The 17,697-nt window shown below is 38.4% G+C and carries 17 protein-coding genes; 5 read left to right on the forward strand and 12 right to left on the reverse strand.

The genetic code is table 11. From position 1 onward, the window contains the following. Positions 1-184: 184 nt before the first annotated feature. The 3 genes from glgX to BLV55_RS01025 form a co-directional block, all read right to left on the reverse strand. The gene (gene glgX, locus BLV55_RS01015; RefSeq protein WP_093310541.1) at positions 185-2,305 is read right to left on the reverse strand and encodes a glycogen debranching protein GlgX; all 2,121 of its coding nucleotides are present in this window, start codon (positions 2,303-2,305) and stop codon (positions 185-187) included. Positions 2,306-2,400: 95 nt separating this feature from the next. Next, positions 2,401-2,799: a cytochrome b5 domain-containing protein gene (locus BLV55_RS14690; RefSeq protein ID WP_207645996.1), complete on the reverse strand. Its 399-nt coding sequence runs from the start codon at positions 2,797-2,799 to the stop codon at positions 2,401-2,403. An 88-nt stretch (positions 2,800-2,887) separates the two neighbouring features. Then, positions 2,888-4,084 (reverse strand): MFS transporter, encoded by a 1,197-nt coding sequence (locus BLV55_RS01025; protein ID WP_093310027.1) that lies wholly within the window; start codon positions 4,082-4,084, stop codon positions 2,888-2,890. Between the two features lie 216 nt (positions 4,085-4,300). On the opposite strand from BLV55_RS01025, the gene BLV55_RS01030 reads away from it, so the two are divergent. Both BLV55_RS01030 and BLV55_RS01035 read left to right on the forward strand, forming a co-directional pair. Beyond that, positions 4,301-4,711: a DUF2177 family protein gene (locus BLV55_RS01030; RefSeq protein ID WP_093310030.1), complete on the forward strand. Its 411-nt coding sequence runs from the start codon at positions 4,301-4,303 to the stop codon at positions 4,709-4,711. 98 nt (positions 4,712-4,809) lie between these two features. Beyond that, on the forward strand, positions 4,810-5,286 hold the full coding sequence (locus tag BLV55_RS01035) for a YbhB/YbcL family Raf kinase inhibitor-like protein (protein ID WP_093310032.1): 477 nt from the start codon (positions 4,810-4,812) through the stop codon (positions 5,284-5,286). Between the two features lie 76 nt (positions 5,287-5,362). Here the strand turns inward: BLV55_RS01035 and BLV55_RS01040 are convergent, their stop codons facing one another. From BLV55_RS01040 to BLV55_RS01060, 5 genes are all read right to left on the reverse strand, one after another. Beyond that, positions 5,363-6,493, reverse strand: a complete 1,131-nt coding sequence (locus BLV55_RS01040) for an ATP-NAD kinase family protein (protein ID WP_093310033.1) — start codon at positions 6,491-6,493, stop codon at positions 5,363-5,365. A gap of 110 nt (positions 6,494-6,603) precedes the next feature. Further along, a complete protein-coding gene (locus tag BLV55_RS01045) occupies positions 6,604-7,380 on the reverse strand; it encodes a SurA N-terminal domain-containing protein (RefSeq protein ID WP_176968197.1) in 777 nt (258 codons plus the stop codon). 338 nt (positions 7,381-7,718) lie between these two features. Beyond that, positions 7,719-8,075, reverse strand: coding sequence for a hypothetical protein (locus BLV55_RS01050; RefSeq protein WP_093310037.1), 357 nt, complete (start codon positions 8,073-8,075; stop codon positions 7,719-7,721). 202 nt (positions 8,076-8,277) lie between these two features. Next, positions 8,278-9,693 carry a Na+/H+ antiporter NhaC gene (gene nhaC / locus BLV55_RS01055; protein WP_093310039.1) on the reverse strand — a complete coding sequence of 472 codons (1,416 nt, stop codon included), beginning with the start codon at positions 9,691-9,693 and terminating at the stop codon, positions 8,278-8,280. 480 nt (positions 9,694-10,173) lie between these two features. Then, positions 10,174-10,485, reverse strand: coding sequence for a putative quinol monooxygenase (locus tag BLV55_RS01060; RefSeq protein WP_242869992.1), 312 nt, complete (start codon positions 10,483-10,485; stop codon positions 10,174-10,176). 152 nt (positions 10,486-10,637) lie between these two features. Between BLV55_RS01060 and BLV55_RS01065 the strand changes: the two genes are divergently transcribed. Continuing rightward, complete coding sequence (locus tag BLV55_RS01065) at positions 10,638-11,303, forward strand: TVP38/TMEM64 family protein (RefSeq protein ID WP_093310042.1); 666 nt, start codon at positions 10,638-10,640, stop codon at positions 11,301-11,303. Between the two features lie 17 nt (positions 11,304-11,320). Here the strand turns inward: BLV55_RS01065 and BLV55_RS01070 are convergent, their stop codons facing one another. Then, positions 11,321-13,786, reverse strand: a complete 2,466-nt coding sequence (locus tag BLV55_RS01070; protein ID WP_176968198.1) for a U32 family peptidase — start codon at positions 13,784-13,786, stop codon at positions 11,321-11,323. Positions 13,787-13,883: 97 nt separating this feature from the next. On the opposite strand from BLV55_RS01070, the gene BLV55_RS01075 reads away from it, so the two are divergent. Both BLV55_RS01075 and BLV55_RS01080 read left to right on the forward strand, forming a co-directional pair. Continuing rightward, complete coding sequence (locus tag BLV55_RS01075; RefSeq protein WP_093310047.1) at positions 13,884-15,569, forward strand: 2-oxoacid:acceptor oxidoreductase subunit alpha; 1,686 nt, start codon at positions 13,884-13,886, stop codon at positions 15,567-15,569. Next, the gene (locus BLV55_RS01080; RefSeq protein WP_093310049.1) at positions 15,570-16,427 is read left to right on the forward strand and encodes a 2-oxoacid:ferredoxin oxidoreductase subunit beta; all 858 of its coding nucleotides are present in this window, start codon (positions 15,570-15,572) and stop codon (positions 16,425-16,427) included. A 53-nt stretch (positions 16,428-16,480) separates the two neighbouring features. On the opposite strand, the gene grxC is transcribed toward BLV55_RS01080, so the two are convergent. The 3 genes from grxC to BLV55_RS01095 are packed head-to-tail and all read right to left on the reverse strand — an operon-like array spanning position 16,481 to position 17,595. Next, positions 16,481-16,732: a glutaredoxin 3 gene (gene grxC, locus BLV55_RS01085; protein ID WP_093310051.1), complete on the reverse strand. Its 252-nt coding sequence runs from the start codon at positions 16,730-16,732 to the stop codon at positions 16,481-16,483. 50 nt (positions 16,733-16,782) lie between these two features. Beyond that, on the reverse strand, positions 16,783-17,226 hold the full coding sequence (locus BLV55_RS01090; RefSeq protein ID WP_093310054.1) for an acyl-CoA thioesterase: 444 nt from the start codon (positions 17,224-17,226) through the stop codon (positions 16,783-16,785). 12 nt (positions 17,227-17,238) lie between these two features. After that, the gene (locus BLV55_RS01095; RefSeq protein ID WP_093310545.1) at positions 17,239-17,595 is read right to left on the reverse strand and encodes a RidA family protein; all 357 of its coding nucleotides are present in this window, start codon (positions 17,593-17,595) and stop codon (positions 17,239-17,241) included. Positions 17,596-17,697: the final 102 nt, after the last annotated feature.

The raw sequence follows: 17,697 nt of genomic DNA on the forward strand, positions 1-17,697 counted from the left end.
ATTTCGAATTTTTAACAATATAGAGTCCTTTTTGTTTTCTACTGGAAGGTGTTTTAATATTTTATCCGCCAAAATAATGCTTCACCGACATATATATAATCAATATTGCTACCAGCAATATTCTTACTTTTGGATTTCAAAGCATTTCATCATCTTCCTTTCAAGAGATTTTTCAGTTTAATTTTTAAGGCTCTGCAGCTATCAAAACCATGGTTGATCTTGGATCCATCATAACGTAATTTTCTACTATCGGCATTTCATCAGTTGTTTCATAAATTTCCTCCACAAGCCTTTTCGACGTATCAGCTACACATTTCCATACGAAACCTTCAGGCAAGTCTGGAAGACGAACATTTTGCGGTTCCCAATGTGTGTTTAATCCTATATAAACGATTTCGTCTTTTTCATTTTTATCATCTCTACCTGCGTACATCATTCCTAACACGTGAACCTCACCACTAGGCTCTAAATACCATGGTTCCGACCCATGTTTACTCACTGAAGGCAATCCACAGAATGCTTCTTTCGCACAACCTCTTACCACCGGATGGTTTTTTCTAAACCTGATGAGACCTTTCACATATTTTAGTAAATCCTCATTCTTTTTTACTTGCTCCCAATTAAGCCAAGATATTTCATTATCTTGACAATAGGCATTGTTATTACCACGCTGAGAATTTGCAAACTCATCTCCCGCTCGAAGCATCGGGGTGCCGTGGCTGGTCAATAGCACCGTCATAGCATTTTTCATCATTCTTTTCCTTAGCTTCTGAATAAACTCATCTTCTGTATCACCTTCTACCCCGCAATTCCAACTATGGTTATGCTCTTCTCCATCTGTATTATCCCATCCGTTCGCCTTGTTATGTTTATTGTTATATGCATATAGATCATATAAAGTAAATCCATCATGACATGTAATAAAATTCACAGACGCCTTGGAACTGCAATTCTCTGATCCATATAAATCCTGAGATCCACTCATTCTGTCTGCCGCAATCTGTGCAAATCCACTATCACCTTTTAGAAACTGCCTCATTTCATCACGATATTTACCATTCCATTCAGACCACCTATTCCAAGAAGGAAAACTCCCTACTTGATAAAGTCCTGCTGCATCCCACGCTTCCGCAATTAGCTTCACCTTTGCCAAGATAGGATCAAATGCAAGATTTTGTAGTAAAGGTGGATTACTCATTGGAGAACCATCTTCATTTCTTCCTAAAATGGCCGCTAAATCAAAGCGAAAACCATCCACTCGATATTCAATAACCCAGTAACGCAAACAGTCTAAAATCATCCGTTGTACAATCGGATGGTTGCAGTTTAAAGTGTTGCCGCATCCACTGAAATTATAATAATAGCCATCCGGCGTTAATATATAATAAATACGGTTATCCAGTCCCTTAAAGGATATATATGGTCCTTTTTCATTTCCTTCTGCAGTATGATTAAACACTACATCTAAAAAAACTTCAATGCCGTTTTCATTAAGTTTTTTTATTAATGTTTTCAGCTCTTTTCCTTCACGATTGTATTCAACATTGGCTGTATAAGCTGTGTTGGGAGCAAAAAAGCTTACTGGGTTATAACCCCAGTAATCATATAATACTTCTCCATCCACTGTTCGCTGATCCATCATTTCGTCAAATTCAAAAATTGGCATTAGCTCTACCGCATTAACTCCCAAATCAATTAAGTAAGGAATTTTTTCCATCAACCCTGCAAATGTTCCTTTATGTTTCACTCCAGAAGAGGCATCTTTCGTATACCCTCTAACATGCAGCTCATAAATGATTAAATCTTGCATAGGGATATATGGTTGTTTGGAGTCTCCCCAGTCAAAATCACTGGTAACGACCCTTGCTCGATACTGTTGTCCATAAGCTGGCTTCTTCCCCCAATCACTCTGCCCTGTAACAGCTCTTGCATAAGGATCTAGTAAATATTTTGATTGATCAAAAATAATCCCTTTCTTAGGATTCCAAGGTCCCTCTACAGAATAGGCGTATTCAAACTCTTCAATATCAAGTCCAAAAACAATCATTGAGTAAACATTTCCAACTCGATATGTTTCTGGAAAAGGAAGAATTGCATAGGGTTCCTTTGCTTCTCGTTTAAATAATACTAATTTTATTGAAGTTGCATCCTGTGAATGAATGGTAAAGCTGACACCACCCGGAATAACCACGGTTCCATTTTCATCATACAACCCTGGCCGTATTGAAAATCCATTGATGACATCTATTGGCTTCATGTGCATTTCAGCTGTTTCATCATGATGACCTCTTTTTATTTGATCCATTTTCACTTCCCGCCTTTCTGGTATTACAAAAGCCAACCCTTGAAAACAGGCTGGCTTGTTATGTCCCACAATCGACTAAACGTTATTCAACTTCTTTATTCCTCCACTTGACCAACAATCTCCATTCTATCCAACACACCAGTCCCATGAGGAGACTTTTCATGTATTTTTTCTGTTAAATCCTGACCTGCCTGAAACTGACCTTGATGATTTCCTTCTTGCCACATACTTGATTCTGTTACATCGTAAACCAGGCCATCAACAACAATATACGCAGATCTACCATCTAAACCATCATACTCAGCTATCTCTTCCATCGTAAATGAAGGAAGCTCTTCATCGATTTTTTCTTCATGTATTTCTTCTGATGTTTCTTCTGGCGGTTCTGTTGCAACTTCTTCTGTAGTGGTATCTGAACAGCCAGCTATCACGAAAAGTAGCAACAACGCCATTAGGATTAGTTTCATTTTTGATGTAGTGAAATACGTTTTCATTTTCCAAAACCCTCCTACTTATCATTATTCTTCTAGTTATTTATTCAGGAAGATGAATCTTTTGTATTAATACCACGATTTAATAATACTAATCATATGAATCCCAATTTGGTGAATCCGCACTACCTTTTTCTTGTATCATTCTTCTTCTCTCTTTGCTTAAAAATAGTAGTACGATCATTAAAAAAATAGATGATCCAAAAAAGATAAGTGGCAAAACACTGATACCATAAATTTCTGCCATTTCACCTACAAACTTTTGAGAAGTCATTCCTCCAACAGAGAGAAAAAAATAAAACCAGGATGTGATCGTTCCTACATGTTTAGGAAAAAACTCTCCAGCTTGTATTAGAAAGATAGGAAACATTCCTGCTAATGCTAAACCAATTCCTATAAGGCTTAGTAATGCAATGATTGGATGATCTGTCTTTAACCATATAGCCGATATCAACATAAAAAACAAGGTTGTATGTAACATAAAAGGCATGTTTCCTATATGATCAGCTATTTTTCCAGCTATTAATCTACCGATGGTAAAGGAAAGCCAAAAAAACGCCGTCACCATACTATACGGAACTATATTCTCATCACCTAGTACGTGCCAATACTCACTAAACCAGGATCCTGCTGTAAACTCCGTCATAGGATAAACAAGAACAAACAGGGATATGCATATAAACGTTAATCCGAAAGGAAAGGATTCTTTTGTATTATTCTCTGTTTCAAAAACTGGCAAAAACTGAATATTCCTCACCATTGATAGCAATATAAACACGAGTATTACAATCGGTACATATCCAAATCGCCAGTTTCCTATGACTAGCGCCAAGCTAGCCATTACAGGAGCTGTGATTGATCCGATGCCAAAAAAAGCATTCATTAAAGAAACTCTTTTACCCGTATGATTTTCACTCGCCATCACGATATAAGCTGAAAGTAAATTTTGAAACGTCCCGTAAGAAAATCCACTAAAGGCTATACCCGCATAAAGAAAGTATTTGTCTGAAGATAAAATGATGAATCCAATGCCTGTCAACCATACTCCAACAGCTACCAAAAGTAATTTTTTCATTTTGAGACATTCTAATAATTTGGTCCTTGCTATAAGGCTTATGATAAAACCTATTTGAAGCACCACCATCACATTTCCAGCTTCCGCATAACTCAGTTCAAAAGTAGCCCGAATATCTGGTAACAATGAAAATATAATATTAACAGCCATTCCGATCGTAAAAAAAGCAAGGCATCCTACATGAAATTCTTTGTTTTTTAACATCACATTCATCTCTACTTTCCTATTATTTATCTAACTGTTTTATTTTTGAATATATTCATGGATCTGGTGAAAAAATTAGTATCCTGTATAAGTATATTCTTTATTGATTGGGTATTAAATAGATCACCTACATTATAGCAGAAGATAAATAAAATAACCTTTAAGTCCCACCTAATAATGATAACCTTCATTTTCTGTACAGAAAACGAACAAAGGAGAGATTCTATGTATTATTGGCTCAGAATATATTTTATAACTATCATTGTGTTTTTTTCTATTGATCTATTATGGCTTGGCCTTATCGCAAAACCTTTTTATCAAAATCAAATAGGATTCTTATTAAGTTCACGGGTTAATTGGCCTGCTGCCGCTACTTTTTATCTGTTGTATATTGGTGGGATGGTTTATTTTGTCCTCCGGCCGGCACTTCAACAAGATAGCTGGATGGTTGCGTTATATACCGGCGCTCTGTTTGGTTTTATCACTTATGCTACTTACGACCTGACTAATCTAGCTACCATTAAAAACTGGCCATTGTTGGTTACAATAGTAGACCTGCTATGGGGTACTTTTCTGGGAGCATCTGTCTCTACCGCTACGTTTCTGATTTTAGAATCTCTTAAATGGAATCAATAGGTCTCACCGGTTGAATTACCTAATCAACATATGGTATGATAATTCTGGATGATCGTTAACGGAAAGGCAATTAAAATGAACGCTGAAAGGGTGGTTCTATGGCTTTTGCATTATCAGAATTGAAATTAACCAGTAGCGCTTTTGAGTTCGGTAAAAAAATTCCTCAGAAGCATACAGGCGAAGGTGTTGACGTCTCTCCTTCATTAAGCTGGCAAAATATCCCTGAAGGAACTAAATCCTTCGCTGTCGTTTGCCATGATCCGGATGCTCCTAAAGTAGAGCCTGGCAACTACGGATTTGTCCACTGGGTACTTTACAATATACCCGGTGATGTTACAACCCTACCGGAAGGTACTGGGGATTTCACAACAGGAATGAATGATTTTGGAAAAGAAGGTTTTATGGGTCCTATGCCTCCAGAAGGTCATGGCCCTCATTATTACTACTTTATGATCTTTGCGCTAGACGAGAACTTACATCTTGAAGCAGGCCTTACTTTATGGGAACTTTTTGAAAAAATCGAACCACATGTGCTTGGAATGAATCGTCTGATTGGTGAATATGAACGTTTTTAATCCTCTTTCTTTTCAATTCATATTTATGAACTCAAAAGTCCTGGCGCTTTTAATAGCGACCAGGACTTTTTTTACTTTAGCACTCTACCGGATAACTCGCTGTAAATGCATACCCTTTAACAACTTCAATATATCCACTAAGCTCCTGGTCCACTTCCTGATCACCAGTATCAACCAGCAATGCCTCCCCGTTTAGTGATAACAATTTCGCTCCTGTTGCTACTACTATGATATTCTTTTTTCCCACCTTCCGTATAATCCGTGGACTTATTTGCTGATTTCCACGTCCAAAAATATTTCCTTGCCCTCCAATAATAGTAACCATTATCTTCACTCTTCCTTCATGCTGCCTTATATGCTCCCATATTTGCGACTCTGATACATCCACCGCCACTGTCTTTCCATCTTTTACCAAATCAACCCCCAGGAGAGTTCCCTCTATGTCCATTGCCTGGAGTATTGATTTAGTAGTAGTTCCCGGCCCTACCACATATAATACATCACCTTCCATTTTGCTAATGACATGATCTACAATCCCCATCAATTCTTCAGCTTCTGTGGGAGCCGCCGACTTAGTGCTTTGTACTCTGTTACCAGCTTCCGGAACCGACAAATAACCATAAAGTTTAGCACTTAACCTTCCTTCCCGAAAAATATCTTCATCTATATCCATCACTTCAGCAAGTTTTGTGTTTTCAATCATTCCCAACACAAAATCTTTTGCAACTAAGCCTGCATTTCTTGAATTCGTTGCATAGACTGCCGAGTGTATTTTAACACCAGCCGGTATTCCAACAACAGGAATGCTATCTCCAATCGCTTCAAAAATATTTCTAGCGGTTCCATCACCACCAGCAAAAATGATTAAATCTACCCCAGCCTTTTTTAGCAGCAAAGCCGCCGCCTTTGTATCCTCTGCTGTTGTCCTCTTTTCACCTTGTCTGCCAACTATTTTTGCCGTAATGCCTAACTCCGTTAATTGAATTTCTCCCATTTCTCCACCATATGTGTAAAATTGTAGTTGCTCTTTGATGGGTTCCAACTCTTTTAGGGCGAAAGAAGCTCTCTTTGAAGATTCCGGCTCTGCTCCCATCGCCAACGCTTTATCAATAATATTCCACCCATCACTTCCCTTTAAGCCTACTCTACCCCCTAGTCCTGCAATGGGATTAATAATAACACCAACAGCCTTTTTATTCTCACACATTTAGAACCACCACCCCTTTCTTCAGCTTCTTCTTTGATTCTATCTTCATTCTGTCATCGCTGTCAACAAAAAAGCCCCCGTTGTTAGACGGGAGCCTTACATGTATCATCTTAAAGCATAATCTCTATTTCACTTTCTTCCATTAAATCATTAATTAACGCCATTTGTTCTTCCTGCTGCTTTTCCATGATAAGCTGTTCGCGAAGTTGTTCTTTCATTTCTTCATAGGGCGGTAACTCCATCATTGCCATTTCTTCTTCAGATAGTTCCTGTCCTTCTGCTTCCATAGCTTCCATTTGCGCCTGATACTGCTGTTCATGAAGATCATAATACTCACGAAGTTCGCTTTCTTCAACACTTACCTCTGTGCTGTTCTGATCAAGAAAGGTATCAACGGTAAGTTCTACTGTAAGCATCTCCTTGAATTCATCTTCTGTAAACTGATTTACTTCCAAAGCATCCAGAAATTGTTCTTCTGTCTCAAATTGTTCTTTTACCATATCTAGTTCTGCCTTTATATCGTCTTCAGTTACTTCAACACCTTGAGCAGTAGCCTCTTGAAAAATAACTTCCTGCTGAACCAGCTGTTCAATTAATTGCTCTTTTAATTGTTCTTTCATCGCATCGCCATCTTCACCTTCCATCACCATCCCTTGTTGCTCATTAACAGCAATAGATCTTTCTAATTGCCTCTGAAAAAGACCGCTATCAATCGCTTCGCCATTCACCATTGCAACAGGCTCCCCTGTCTCTTGCACAGCCTCTGCTTGTTCCCCGTTTTCTAGCGCTTCATCATTCTCCAGATCTTCACCAGCGCCTCCACACGCAACCATAAACATTGTCAGTAGCAACGTTACCAATAAAATACTTCTCTTCTTAGGTACCACCATAAAACTCCTTTCAGTTATCCTTTATTGATTTTGTTGAAATAGTATCTATTTATTTCAACGTAGTGGTCATAATAACATATCTGTTTTCACTTTTAAACCGTTATGATAATTTTTTTATGTTTTGTGTTTAGAATCACTCTTTTGTCTTCCTTTATTTTCATAGAGCAGACACTAATCAGTTTTCATTTTACTTTGGAGCAACTTCGATTTAAAAACAAAAAACAGTCTTTGCATTATCTTCACAAAGCTGTTTTTATATTTTATTCCAAGAATATTACCCTGAACAGCCTTCCCACTTCTCTTTATTCGCATAGATCTTCCCATCGAATTCATCACTATTCAGATGATCCACAATCTTCAAATATCTGCCCCGCACCTTTGCAAAACTCTACCGGCACCGTTAAAACAACTCCTGTGTCTGGCTGATTTAAATCTCCCACAATTCGTTCTATTGCTCCTATTACTTTTTCTCGCTCTTCATCAGATTGAATTAAAACAAAAATGGTTTTATTTTGACCCGGCTCCTGATCTTCTTCCTTAAATTTAGCAAAAAAAGGAACGTGATGAGCCATGATATGCGCCATTCCCATACTGTCCAACACAGTAGAACCTTTGATTCCTTCCTGATAAAATTCATCCAAGATATAAAATACATTTGCCGGGTTATTGATAATCGCAATTAACAACCGCATCAGAATACCTCCTTTGTACCTGTTCACAAACAATCTACTTTTTGGTTTCTTATATTAAAGATATCATTATTTCATTTATTTGACAATCATCTCCCCATCTCAAAATTGAATTTCGAGAATAAAAAATGCCCTTCGGAATGCATCTTTTTCCGAAAGGCATGAATCCTACAAGTAACACTCTAATCGTTATTCCAGCACATTTCTACGCTACGTCTTCAGACGGCGCCCCTTCATACTTTGCCATATCAAATCCTACAATTGCAAAGATTAATGAAATTGCCATTGCAGCGAGAATAAAGAATGCATATGGTGCGTATGTGAAAGGATGCACTCCATAAAGACCATAAACAAACACACCGCAAGGTCCCCAAGGAATTAAGGAAGAAGGCAATGTACCCCAGTTTTCGGATATCCTAGTAACATTCTTGGCATGCAATCCATTTTCTTCAAAAGCATGCTTAAACGTTCTACAGATTAATGTGTGAGTCAGATAATGAGAGAGAACTGTCATGATAAGGAATAATGTAGTGAAATGAGCTGTAATTGCTAAAGCTTTAGGTGTTTTGGCTAAGCTCAGTAAATTTTCAAGCATTACTTCTGTCATTCTTGTATGCTCAATGATTCCACCAAACATTAGTGTGATTAAAATCATAGAGATAGTCCACATCATACTTTGTAGTCCCCCCCTGGAGAGGACACCATCAACGATTGCCATGCCAGTATCCATCGTAAACCCATAGTGCATGGAGGTTATCACAGAACCCAAGTTAGCTCCTTGAAAAAGAAGAGCCCAAACCCCACCAATAATAGCACCTACAGACAAAGCGGCAATTGGAGGAACTCGTTTAATGATCATAGCAAGAACTAAAATCATTGGCACAAGCATAAGGGGATTAACATTAAACGTCGAAGTAATAGCACTATTAATTTCAGCAATTTGATCATAATCCATATTTGCACCTGCAAACTGTGAACCTAATATGCCGAAAAGGACTAGAGCAATTAGATACGCTGGACCTGAAACCTTTAGCATATGCTTTATATGGTCATAAATATTAACCCCACCAGTACCAGACGCTACCACTGTAGTATCGGATAAAGGAGACAACTTATCACCAAAATATGCACCAGATACGATGGCACCAACAGTCATACCACTAGGTACGCCCATACCTTCACCGATAACAAACATGGCAAGTCCAACGGTACCAAGAGAGTTCCAAGAACTACCGGTAAATACTGATACCAAAGAACACACGATAAGTGTGGCTACTAAAAACAATTGCGGAGAAATAAGTTGTAATCCGTAATAAACGACTGTTGGTACAATGCCACCTTCAATCCAGGCCCCGATTAAAATACCAACAATTGTCAAAATCAATACGGCGTCTAGGGCAAAGTTTATCCCTTTAAGCATCCCTTCCTGCACGGTGCTCCATTTATGCCCCATCCAGAAAATAGCAACTAATGCTGCAACGGCTACAGAGAAAAATAATGGGATATGAGCATCAACCCCGAAACCTAAGTAAGTAGTCATAACGATAACAACAAGTGCAATTAGCGGTGTAAAAGCCTGAGCCGGTGTTGGCTTAGGAAAATTCTTATTGTCGTAATTCATAGATACCCTCCTAAAATTTTAATAACTCCTTTGGTAATTTCTTACGGTGTTGCCTATGGTTTCCGTCCAACCTTTATCCATAAGACTTGCCTTTTCCTTCCACCTCCTTTTACTAAAAGATTATAAAATCCAAAACAGTCCACTTTAGTGTTTTGCAGGCTTTTTCGACAGGGAATGTTTTGGTTTTCAGTTTATTCGGAATTTTCAATCTATGTTACGCATTAAGATTTCACCTTTGAAGTTATTATTTGAACTCATTCGCCGAAAAAACATACTGTCTTTTCACCTTAAAATGTCATTTGATCTGCATTTTTTGATAACTTACTGACGATTATACCGAATTATTGCAATTAATTCAATATTATTAACGAATTTTATATTAATTTTTTGAAAAATATTAAGATTTTCTAAAAAATGCATGGAATGTTTCATATGCGCAAGGATTCGATTTTTTACTAAGCAAAAAACCGCCTAAGCGGTTTAAGTGAGTTTCTTATATAAGGTCATTTCTGATGACGGATGACGTAATGCTTTCATTTTAGGAACATTTCTTTCAAAGTGCTCTGTTTTTTGATGCGCTTCCACCGCTTTCATATTTTCCCACTCTTCAATAAATGTCATCACATGATCATTATGAATATCCTGATACAGTTGGTAGGTTATACAACCCTCTTCTTCTCTGCTTTTCTCAACCATTTCCTGAGCCAATGCCTTAAACGCTTCCAGCTTTCCCTGTTTTACAATGCTTTTGGCAACAATAACAACCATAGCCGTCTTCCCTCCTTTTTCCATTATTATAGCACCAATAAGGTTTGTCTGCAGCCTTAGAAGATACTCACATATTTATTCGTAAATCATCTCAATATTAAAACCGTTCACAGTGAGTTCATCTATCAAGGGTAATATTTTATAAGAAGAAATTTGTTTTAAGAGGTGTTGAATAAATGAATTATAAAGAAGCGATTCAAGAAAAATCTTTCTATAAATATATTCTTATCTTTTTTATTTTTGCTTTATATTTATTCTTGCAGAATCAGTATAATGCAATCCGCCCTGACATGTTTCGAAATATATTGACCTCTTTCGGCGTCTTTAGTCCGGTTCTTTTTTTATTGTTCTCTTTTATACGGCCTTTCGCTTTTTTTCCTATAACCATCTTTTATCTAGCCAGCGGCTTAGCTTTTGGCCCGTTTTGGGGAGGAATATTAGCGACTCTCGGTGCCATCGCCGGAGCCTTAACGGCCCATATGGTAGCACAAAAGGCAGGAATTGAATTTTTGCCTTCTGCCTTGCAGGAAAAAATATTCAACGCTAAAAACATGATAAATCAAAATGGATTTCACTCGATACTAATGATTCGGTTTATCCCGTTACTCAGCTTTGATTTAATTAGTTTTGCCAGCGGTCTAGCCAACATTCACCGAAAACCATATATGCTCGGAACGGTCCTTGGAACTACTCCAAGAATTTTTGCCTATACCTTTCTCGGCTCCAGCATTGTTACTATTTCCGATGCCAATCTTTGGACCATTTTGTTTCTATTTATGATTATCTTTATACTTCCCCTGGGCGTCTACAAAAAAATACATGGATATAAATTCAACCATTAGTCTTTCAATAATACCTTTTACTCTGCTCCTCGAAAAAGATGACCGCGAGTAATCCCTTCGTTTTTTAATGCCTCTAATCGTTTTTTATCCACCTTGTTACAGGTTCCTTTTTGGGCATTGATATACATTTGAGCTATTTCCATCGTTTCTTGTTTTTCTTCATGCAGAAAATTCAATCTCATAATGCCAATACCCGCTTCAGCTAAGTCCTGCATATTTTCTAAAAGTAATAATCTTTTCGAATTATAAACTTCCGAATAACCAGTAGCATGACGATAAATCGGAAAATGTTCTGATTTTCGATCTTTCAAAAAAAACAGTTCGTCCCGACACAGTTCATTCCGACAAGGGATGCTTTTGCTTCGACACTCATTATTTCCCTTAACCAAACAATGTTTCAATGCCATTACGGGCAAAAAACCAAACCCAAGGAGTTCTGTTTTGGATGGTATCAGATCCATTTCTTTTATCTGTGATAAATTCACTTCCGGGGATAAGGCAACTCGTTGCAGCATATGATGTTGATAATAATAGCAAAGAGAACGATCATTGACGATATTTAAGGATATATCTCCCATTATTTCAAAAGACTTAAATACTTCTATATGGCCTACATTTTGGATCAATACCGTATCCAAACCCAATGCCTGGATTTTCTGTCGATACTGAATCAGTTCTTCATCCGAAACTAATTTAAGTATTTCCGGTACCAGCTTTCCTTTAAACCTGTGTTTAGCCACCACTTTTATGGCGTCTTCTAATAAATCTGGATTCCGAAAATAAATAATAGGTATTTCACTCCCAGAATCCACCAACAACAAGGCTTCTAACTGTTCTAAACTGGTTACAGAACATGAAAATTTCAGCTCTTTCTTACTCCACTTTCTCTCCGAATCATTTTTCTGTATCTGATTCACCTCTATCAGTGATTTTGCAGAGCCTTTCTGCCTTTGATGCCATTTGCTTCTTTCCTGAATTAACGCTTCCACCAAATCTCGCCTTAGCTCATTTAAAGCCTTGATCGGAACTGCCAAGCCCGATCCAAGATGAACGATCATCTCTTGAGCCTTAAAAGGGGTGCCACCTAATTTTGACATTTGAAGCATCGCTTTTTCTTCTGATAATGGCTTATTCAGTGCTCTTTCAGGGACATCCTCCGCCCATACTTCTATTTCTTGACTCCCATCGGATATCTTCCCATATAATGCTTCTCCATCTTTAATCGATACTTCTATCTTTACTGGTATCTCTAGCATTTCCTTGTGATAGGTTTCTTTAAGGGATTTTATCCCTATCTCATCGTATGTCTTAAATACCTGTTCTTTTGAATAACACTCATGCTTAAAATTTACTTTACATATGGCGCCCGCCGCACAATATGTTACCATTTTACCATTTTGCTCTATTCGTTCAGCTCTTCCACCAAAAGATTTCCCATCTCTTCTTATCTGTATCTCGTCGTTCTGAGATAAAGTTTCTTCCAGTTTTAAGCTTAGCTGTTGTTTCTTTTTATCGTAGCCTATAACCGATCCAAGTAAGTACCCCTGGTTTCCAGAATGGTAAGAACTCATTAAACGAGCTCCTTCATCTCCAAATAGATGTCCTCTTGTAAAACCCCGGTTAAAAACGGCTAGTTCCTTTTCTTTTGCCTCTTCCCTTACTTTTTTACCTGCTTCTATTGCATCTAACATGTTCCGATAAGCTCGGACAACAGCCGCAACGTACTCCGGACTTTTCATCCGACCTTCTATCTTAAAGGAAAATGCACCAGCATCAACAAGATGATGAAGCTCTTTTAATGTACAAAGATCTTTGGGGCTCAGTAAATAGCGATCCTTAAAGCTATCGACAGGCTTCCTGGTTTTTTCTGTTGTTAACGTATATAATTGGCGACAAGGTTGAGCACACCTGCCACGATTACCACTTCTTCCACCAATCATACTGCTCATCAAACACTGTCCTGAAACAGAAATACATAAAGCTCCATGAACAAATACCTCTAAGGCAAGATTTGTTTTTTTCTTCACTTGCCGAATGGTTTCTAAGGACATTTCTCGTCCTAGCACGACCCGTTGCACCCCTAGTTTTTCAAGATAATGAACATCCGCCATTGTTTGAACAGACATTTGTGTCGAACAATGCACATCCCAATCAGGATACGTCTTTCGAATATAGTCTAGCACACCGATATCCTGAACAATGATCGCATCCACATCATGATTATAGAGAAATGCTAAGTAAGCCTTCAGCGTGTCCATCTCGTCATTAAAAACCAATGTATTCACCGTCACATACACAGCTACACCTCTGACATGACAATATTGAACCGCTTTTACCAATTCTTCCTTCGTAAAATTCCCAGCAAACTTTCTGGCTCCGAACGCTTTTCCTGATAAATAAACGGCATCCGCTCTATTTTGCACGGCTGCTCTTAAAGCCTCACTATTTCCTGCCGGCGCTAACAATTCGTATCTCTTTTTCATTGATTTCACTTCTCCATTGTTTTTCATTCTTTATTTCGGGTATAGGTTGTTTGAGTTCCATTTTAAATCATATTTTATCACAAAAGGAGGGATCCTGTTGGATCATAATTTATTAATTGGCGGTTCTGCTGGTCAAGGGATGGACACTTTATCCAGTTTATTGGAACGCTATCTTATGCGTCAGGGCTATCACGTTTTTGTTCACAAGGATTATATGTCCAGAGTCCGTGGTGGTCACAATTTTATTCAAATTCGTTTTAGCGATCAGGCTTTAACATCACATCGACATTCCTTGGATTTAATCCTGGCTTTTGATAAAACCACTATCGAAGAACATCAATCAAGACTTCTCCCCGATGGATATATCCTCTGCGATGAAAAGATAGCAACTGAGGATGATCATGTATTACGTTTTCCCATCGAAGCTTCTGCAAAAGAATCCGGAAATCCTAAAACCTTTACAAGTGTTTTTTTAGGTTTATTGATTACATGGTATGGCTTAAATCCAGAATCAATGGAAAAAATGATCTCACAAGCATTTCAAGACCGATCACCTGAAGCCAATATTAATGCTTATCGACTAGGCACAAAGTTAACAAAACCATCTGTAGCCTTACCAGCAGGAAAAGTTACTGATCAACTATTATTAAACGGTAATCAAGCCATTGCTTTAGGTGCCATTGCTGCAGGTGTAACCTTTTACAGTGCGTATCCAATGACACCTTCCACCAGCATCATGAATTATCTAGCTTCAAAACAAGAGGCGGCCGGTATCGTAGTTGAGCAGGCAGAGGATGAAATTGCGGCTATCAACATGGCCATTGGTGCTAACTATGCCGGGGTTCGTGCAATGACCGGCACTTCCGGTGGTGGCTTTTCTTTAATGACAGAAGCCCTGGGATTATCCGGAATTACAGAAACCCCTCTCGTAGTGGCTAATGTTCAACGACCTGGCCCCGCAACCGGACTCCCTACTCGAACAGAACAAAGTGACCTCAGTTTTTTATTAACAGCTTCTCACGGTGAAACCCCAAGGATGATTACGGCTTTACGTAACCCAAAGGAGTCGTTTTATCAAACCGCAAGAGCTTTTAATCTTTCAGAGAAATACCAGTTACCGGTCATTCTATTAAGTGACCAGTATTTAGCTGATTATACGGTTACTACCGATACCTTCGATCTTTCTGATGTAACCATCGAAAGACACCTGTCCAGTTCCAACCACTATCAGGAGGATTTTTCTTATAAAAGATATGCTTTAACGGAAAATGGTATTTCGCCCAGACTCATCCCCGGAAAAGCGACAAACCAAATTGTATTAGCTGACAGCGATGAACATGACGAGGCTGGTCACATTACAGAGTCAGCAACCACCAGAATAGCAATGATGAAAAAACGAATGGGAAAAATGGATTTACTGCAAGAAGAGATTGAAGAACCCTGGCATTGGGGCGTAGATCAACCGGAAGTTTTATTATTAGCTTGGGGATCCACGGCTGGACCGTTACAAGAAGCATTATCCTTACTACAGGAAGATAATGATTTCCCTGCTACGGCGGCCCTTATTTTTGGCGATTTATGGCCATTACCGGTTCAACGATTAGAAAAGCTGGCAAAAACAGCAAAAACCATCGTGAATATCGAGCAAAACTATACCGGTCAACTGGCAAAACTGATTCGGCAAGAAACTGGCATTAAATGTCAGCATAGTTATCTGAAATATGACGGAAGACAAATGACACCAGAAGAAATTGTTATTGCCTTAAAAAAGGAGGTACTATAAATGACCGATGTAAAATGTTTTCATTCCACTGACCCATCTGCATGGTGCCCCGGCTGTGGAAATCATGCTCTTTTAGCTGCTTTGAAGGAAGCCCTTGCCCAGCTTAATAAAAATCCCCACGAAGTACTTGTATGTTCCGGCATTGGCCAAGCTGCTAAAACACCTCATTATATTAACGCTAACGGGTTTAATGGATTACATGGTCGAGCATTACCACCAGCCTTCGGCGCCAAAGTTGCTAATAAAGACTTGACTGTCATCATTAATACTGGTGATGGCGATTCCTACGGCGAAGGTGGAAATCACTTTATCCACAATATGAGACGAAACCTTGATGTTGCCCATTTCGTCCACGATAATATGATTTACGGACTTACCAAAGGCCAAGCTTCTCCTACGACCGAAATAAGCCATACAACAGAAATTCAGACAGAAGGGGTTACTCTGGATCCAATAAAACCATTAGCATTAGCGATCACCATAGGAGCTACTTTTGTTGCCAGAGGTTTTGTCGGAGAAAGAGAACAGTTAATCGATTTAATGAAGCAAGCAATAACACATCCTGGATATGCCTTACTGGACATTTTCCAACCCTGTGTTGTCTTTAATAAAATTAATACGTTTCAGTGGTATAAAGAAAAAACCTATAAACTGTCCGAAGATTACAATCCCAGCGATAAACAACAGGCACTCCAGAAAGCATTTGAGTGGAAAGATGGCATTCCTCTGGGCGTTCTTTACCAAGAAAAAAGACCAACCTATACGGAACAACGAAAAGTTCTTAAGGATGGTCCAGCTTTAGTGGATCGAGATCTTTCTCCAGACCGAGTAACTGCTTTCTTTGATGACTTCCGATAAGCATCGGCAAAAAGCCAGAGCGAAGAATACGCTCCGGCTTTTTATATACCTTATCAACGAAAAATGTCTTCTACTTTTCCCTCTCTCTCAATCTGTAGCAGTTCATCACAGCCACCTATAAATTCATCTTCAACAAAGATCTGCGGTACCGTATCGCTACCTGTGATTTTGGTTAACCGCTGCATTTCTGCTTGATCATTTTCAATGACAATTTCTTCAAATTCAATACCGTTCTGAACCAACACTTCTTTAGCCCGAACACAGAATGGGCAAAAAGTCCAACTATATAGTTTTACTTTTTTCATTTTTTGCTACCTCCTATCTATTTCCAACTGCTTTTTTCTTTTTCTGTTGACTAAAACCCTTCAAACAAGCGGATTTTTTCTTCAACAAATGCCGGGATCGGACAAGACAATTCTTTTTCAAAATCATAACTTACATGAAATATTTCTCCCTCTAATACTATTTCTTCTGTGCCTTCTTTGCAAACAGTAAAATGGATAGGAATACTTTTATTACCTAGTTTAGGCACCCGTACATAAATATCCAGAACTTCATCGTAACGAGCTGGTTTTTTATACTCCATTGTTACTTTCGCAACAACAGAATCAAATTCATGGTTTTTTAACAATTCGCCATAATCCAGCCCTATATTCCTCAAATATTCAACCCAGGCCATATCCAAGTAAGTTAAATAGTTAGCATTAAAAACAATTTGCTGCATATCTACCTCTGGATACCTTACCCTGATTTGATGATAAAATCGATAATCTTTAACCGCCGAATGAACCGGCTGCATACTATCCCCCCTTTACTTCCCAGGATCCTTTACAGCTGCTATAATAGTCACTTCTACCAGCAAATCCTCCCGGGCCATTTTTGCCTCCACGCATGTTCTAACTGGTTCAAATTCATCTTCAATCCAAGCATCCCATACTTCATTCATATCACTAAAAAATGACATGTCTTTAATGTGGATAAGGGCTGAAAGTATATGTCTTTTATCAGATCCATATTTTTCTAAAAGATCCTGAACTTTTTCCAGTGTTTTTAACGTCTGATCTTTCACGCTTTCTCCAGCACTAACCTGCCCACATAAATATACCGTTCCGTTATGAATCACCGCTTTGCTCATTCTACCATTTCCTTCATACCGTATAAGCGACATCTCTTCCTCATCCCTTCTAAATGTTTTCTGCTTTTTAATGATACCAATTTCTAATGATAGCAAATCTCTTTTACTTCAAGTTTTTTCACGACAATTTTTTCA

This window comes from Tindallia californiensis (assembly GCF_900107405.1).
In the GTDB taxonomy this organism is placed as follows: Bacteria; Bacillota; Clostridia; order Peptostreptococcales; family Tindalliaceae; genus Tindallia; species Tindallia californiensis.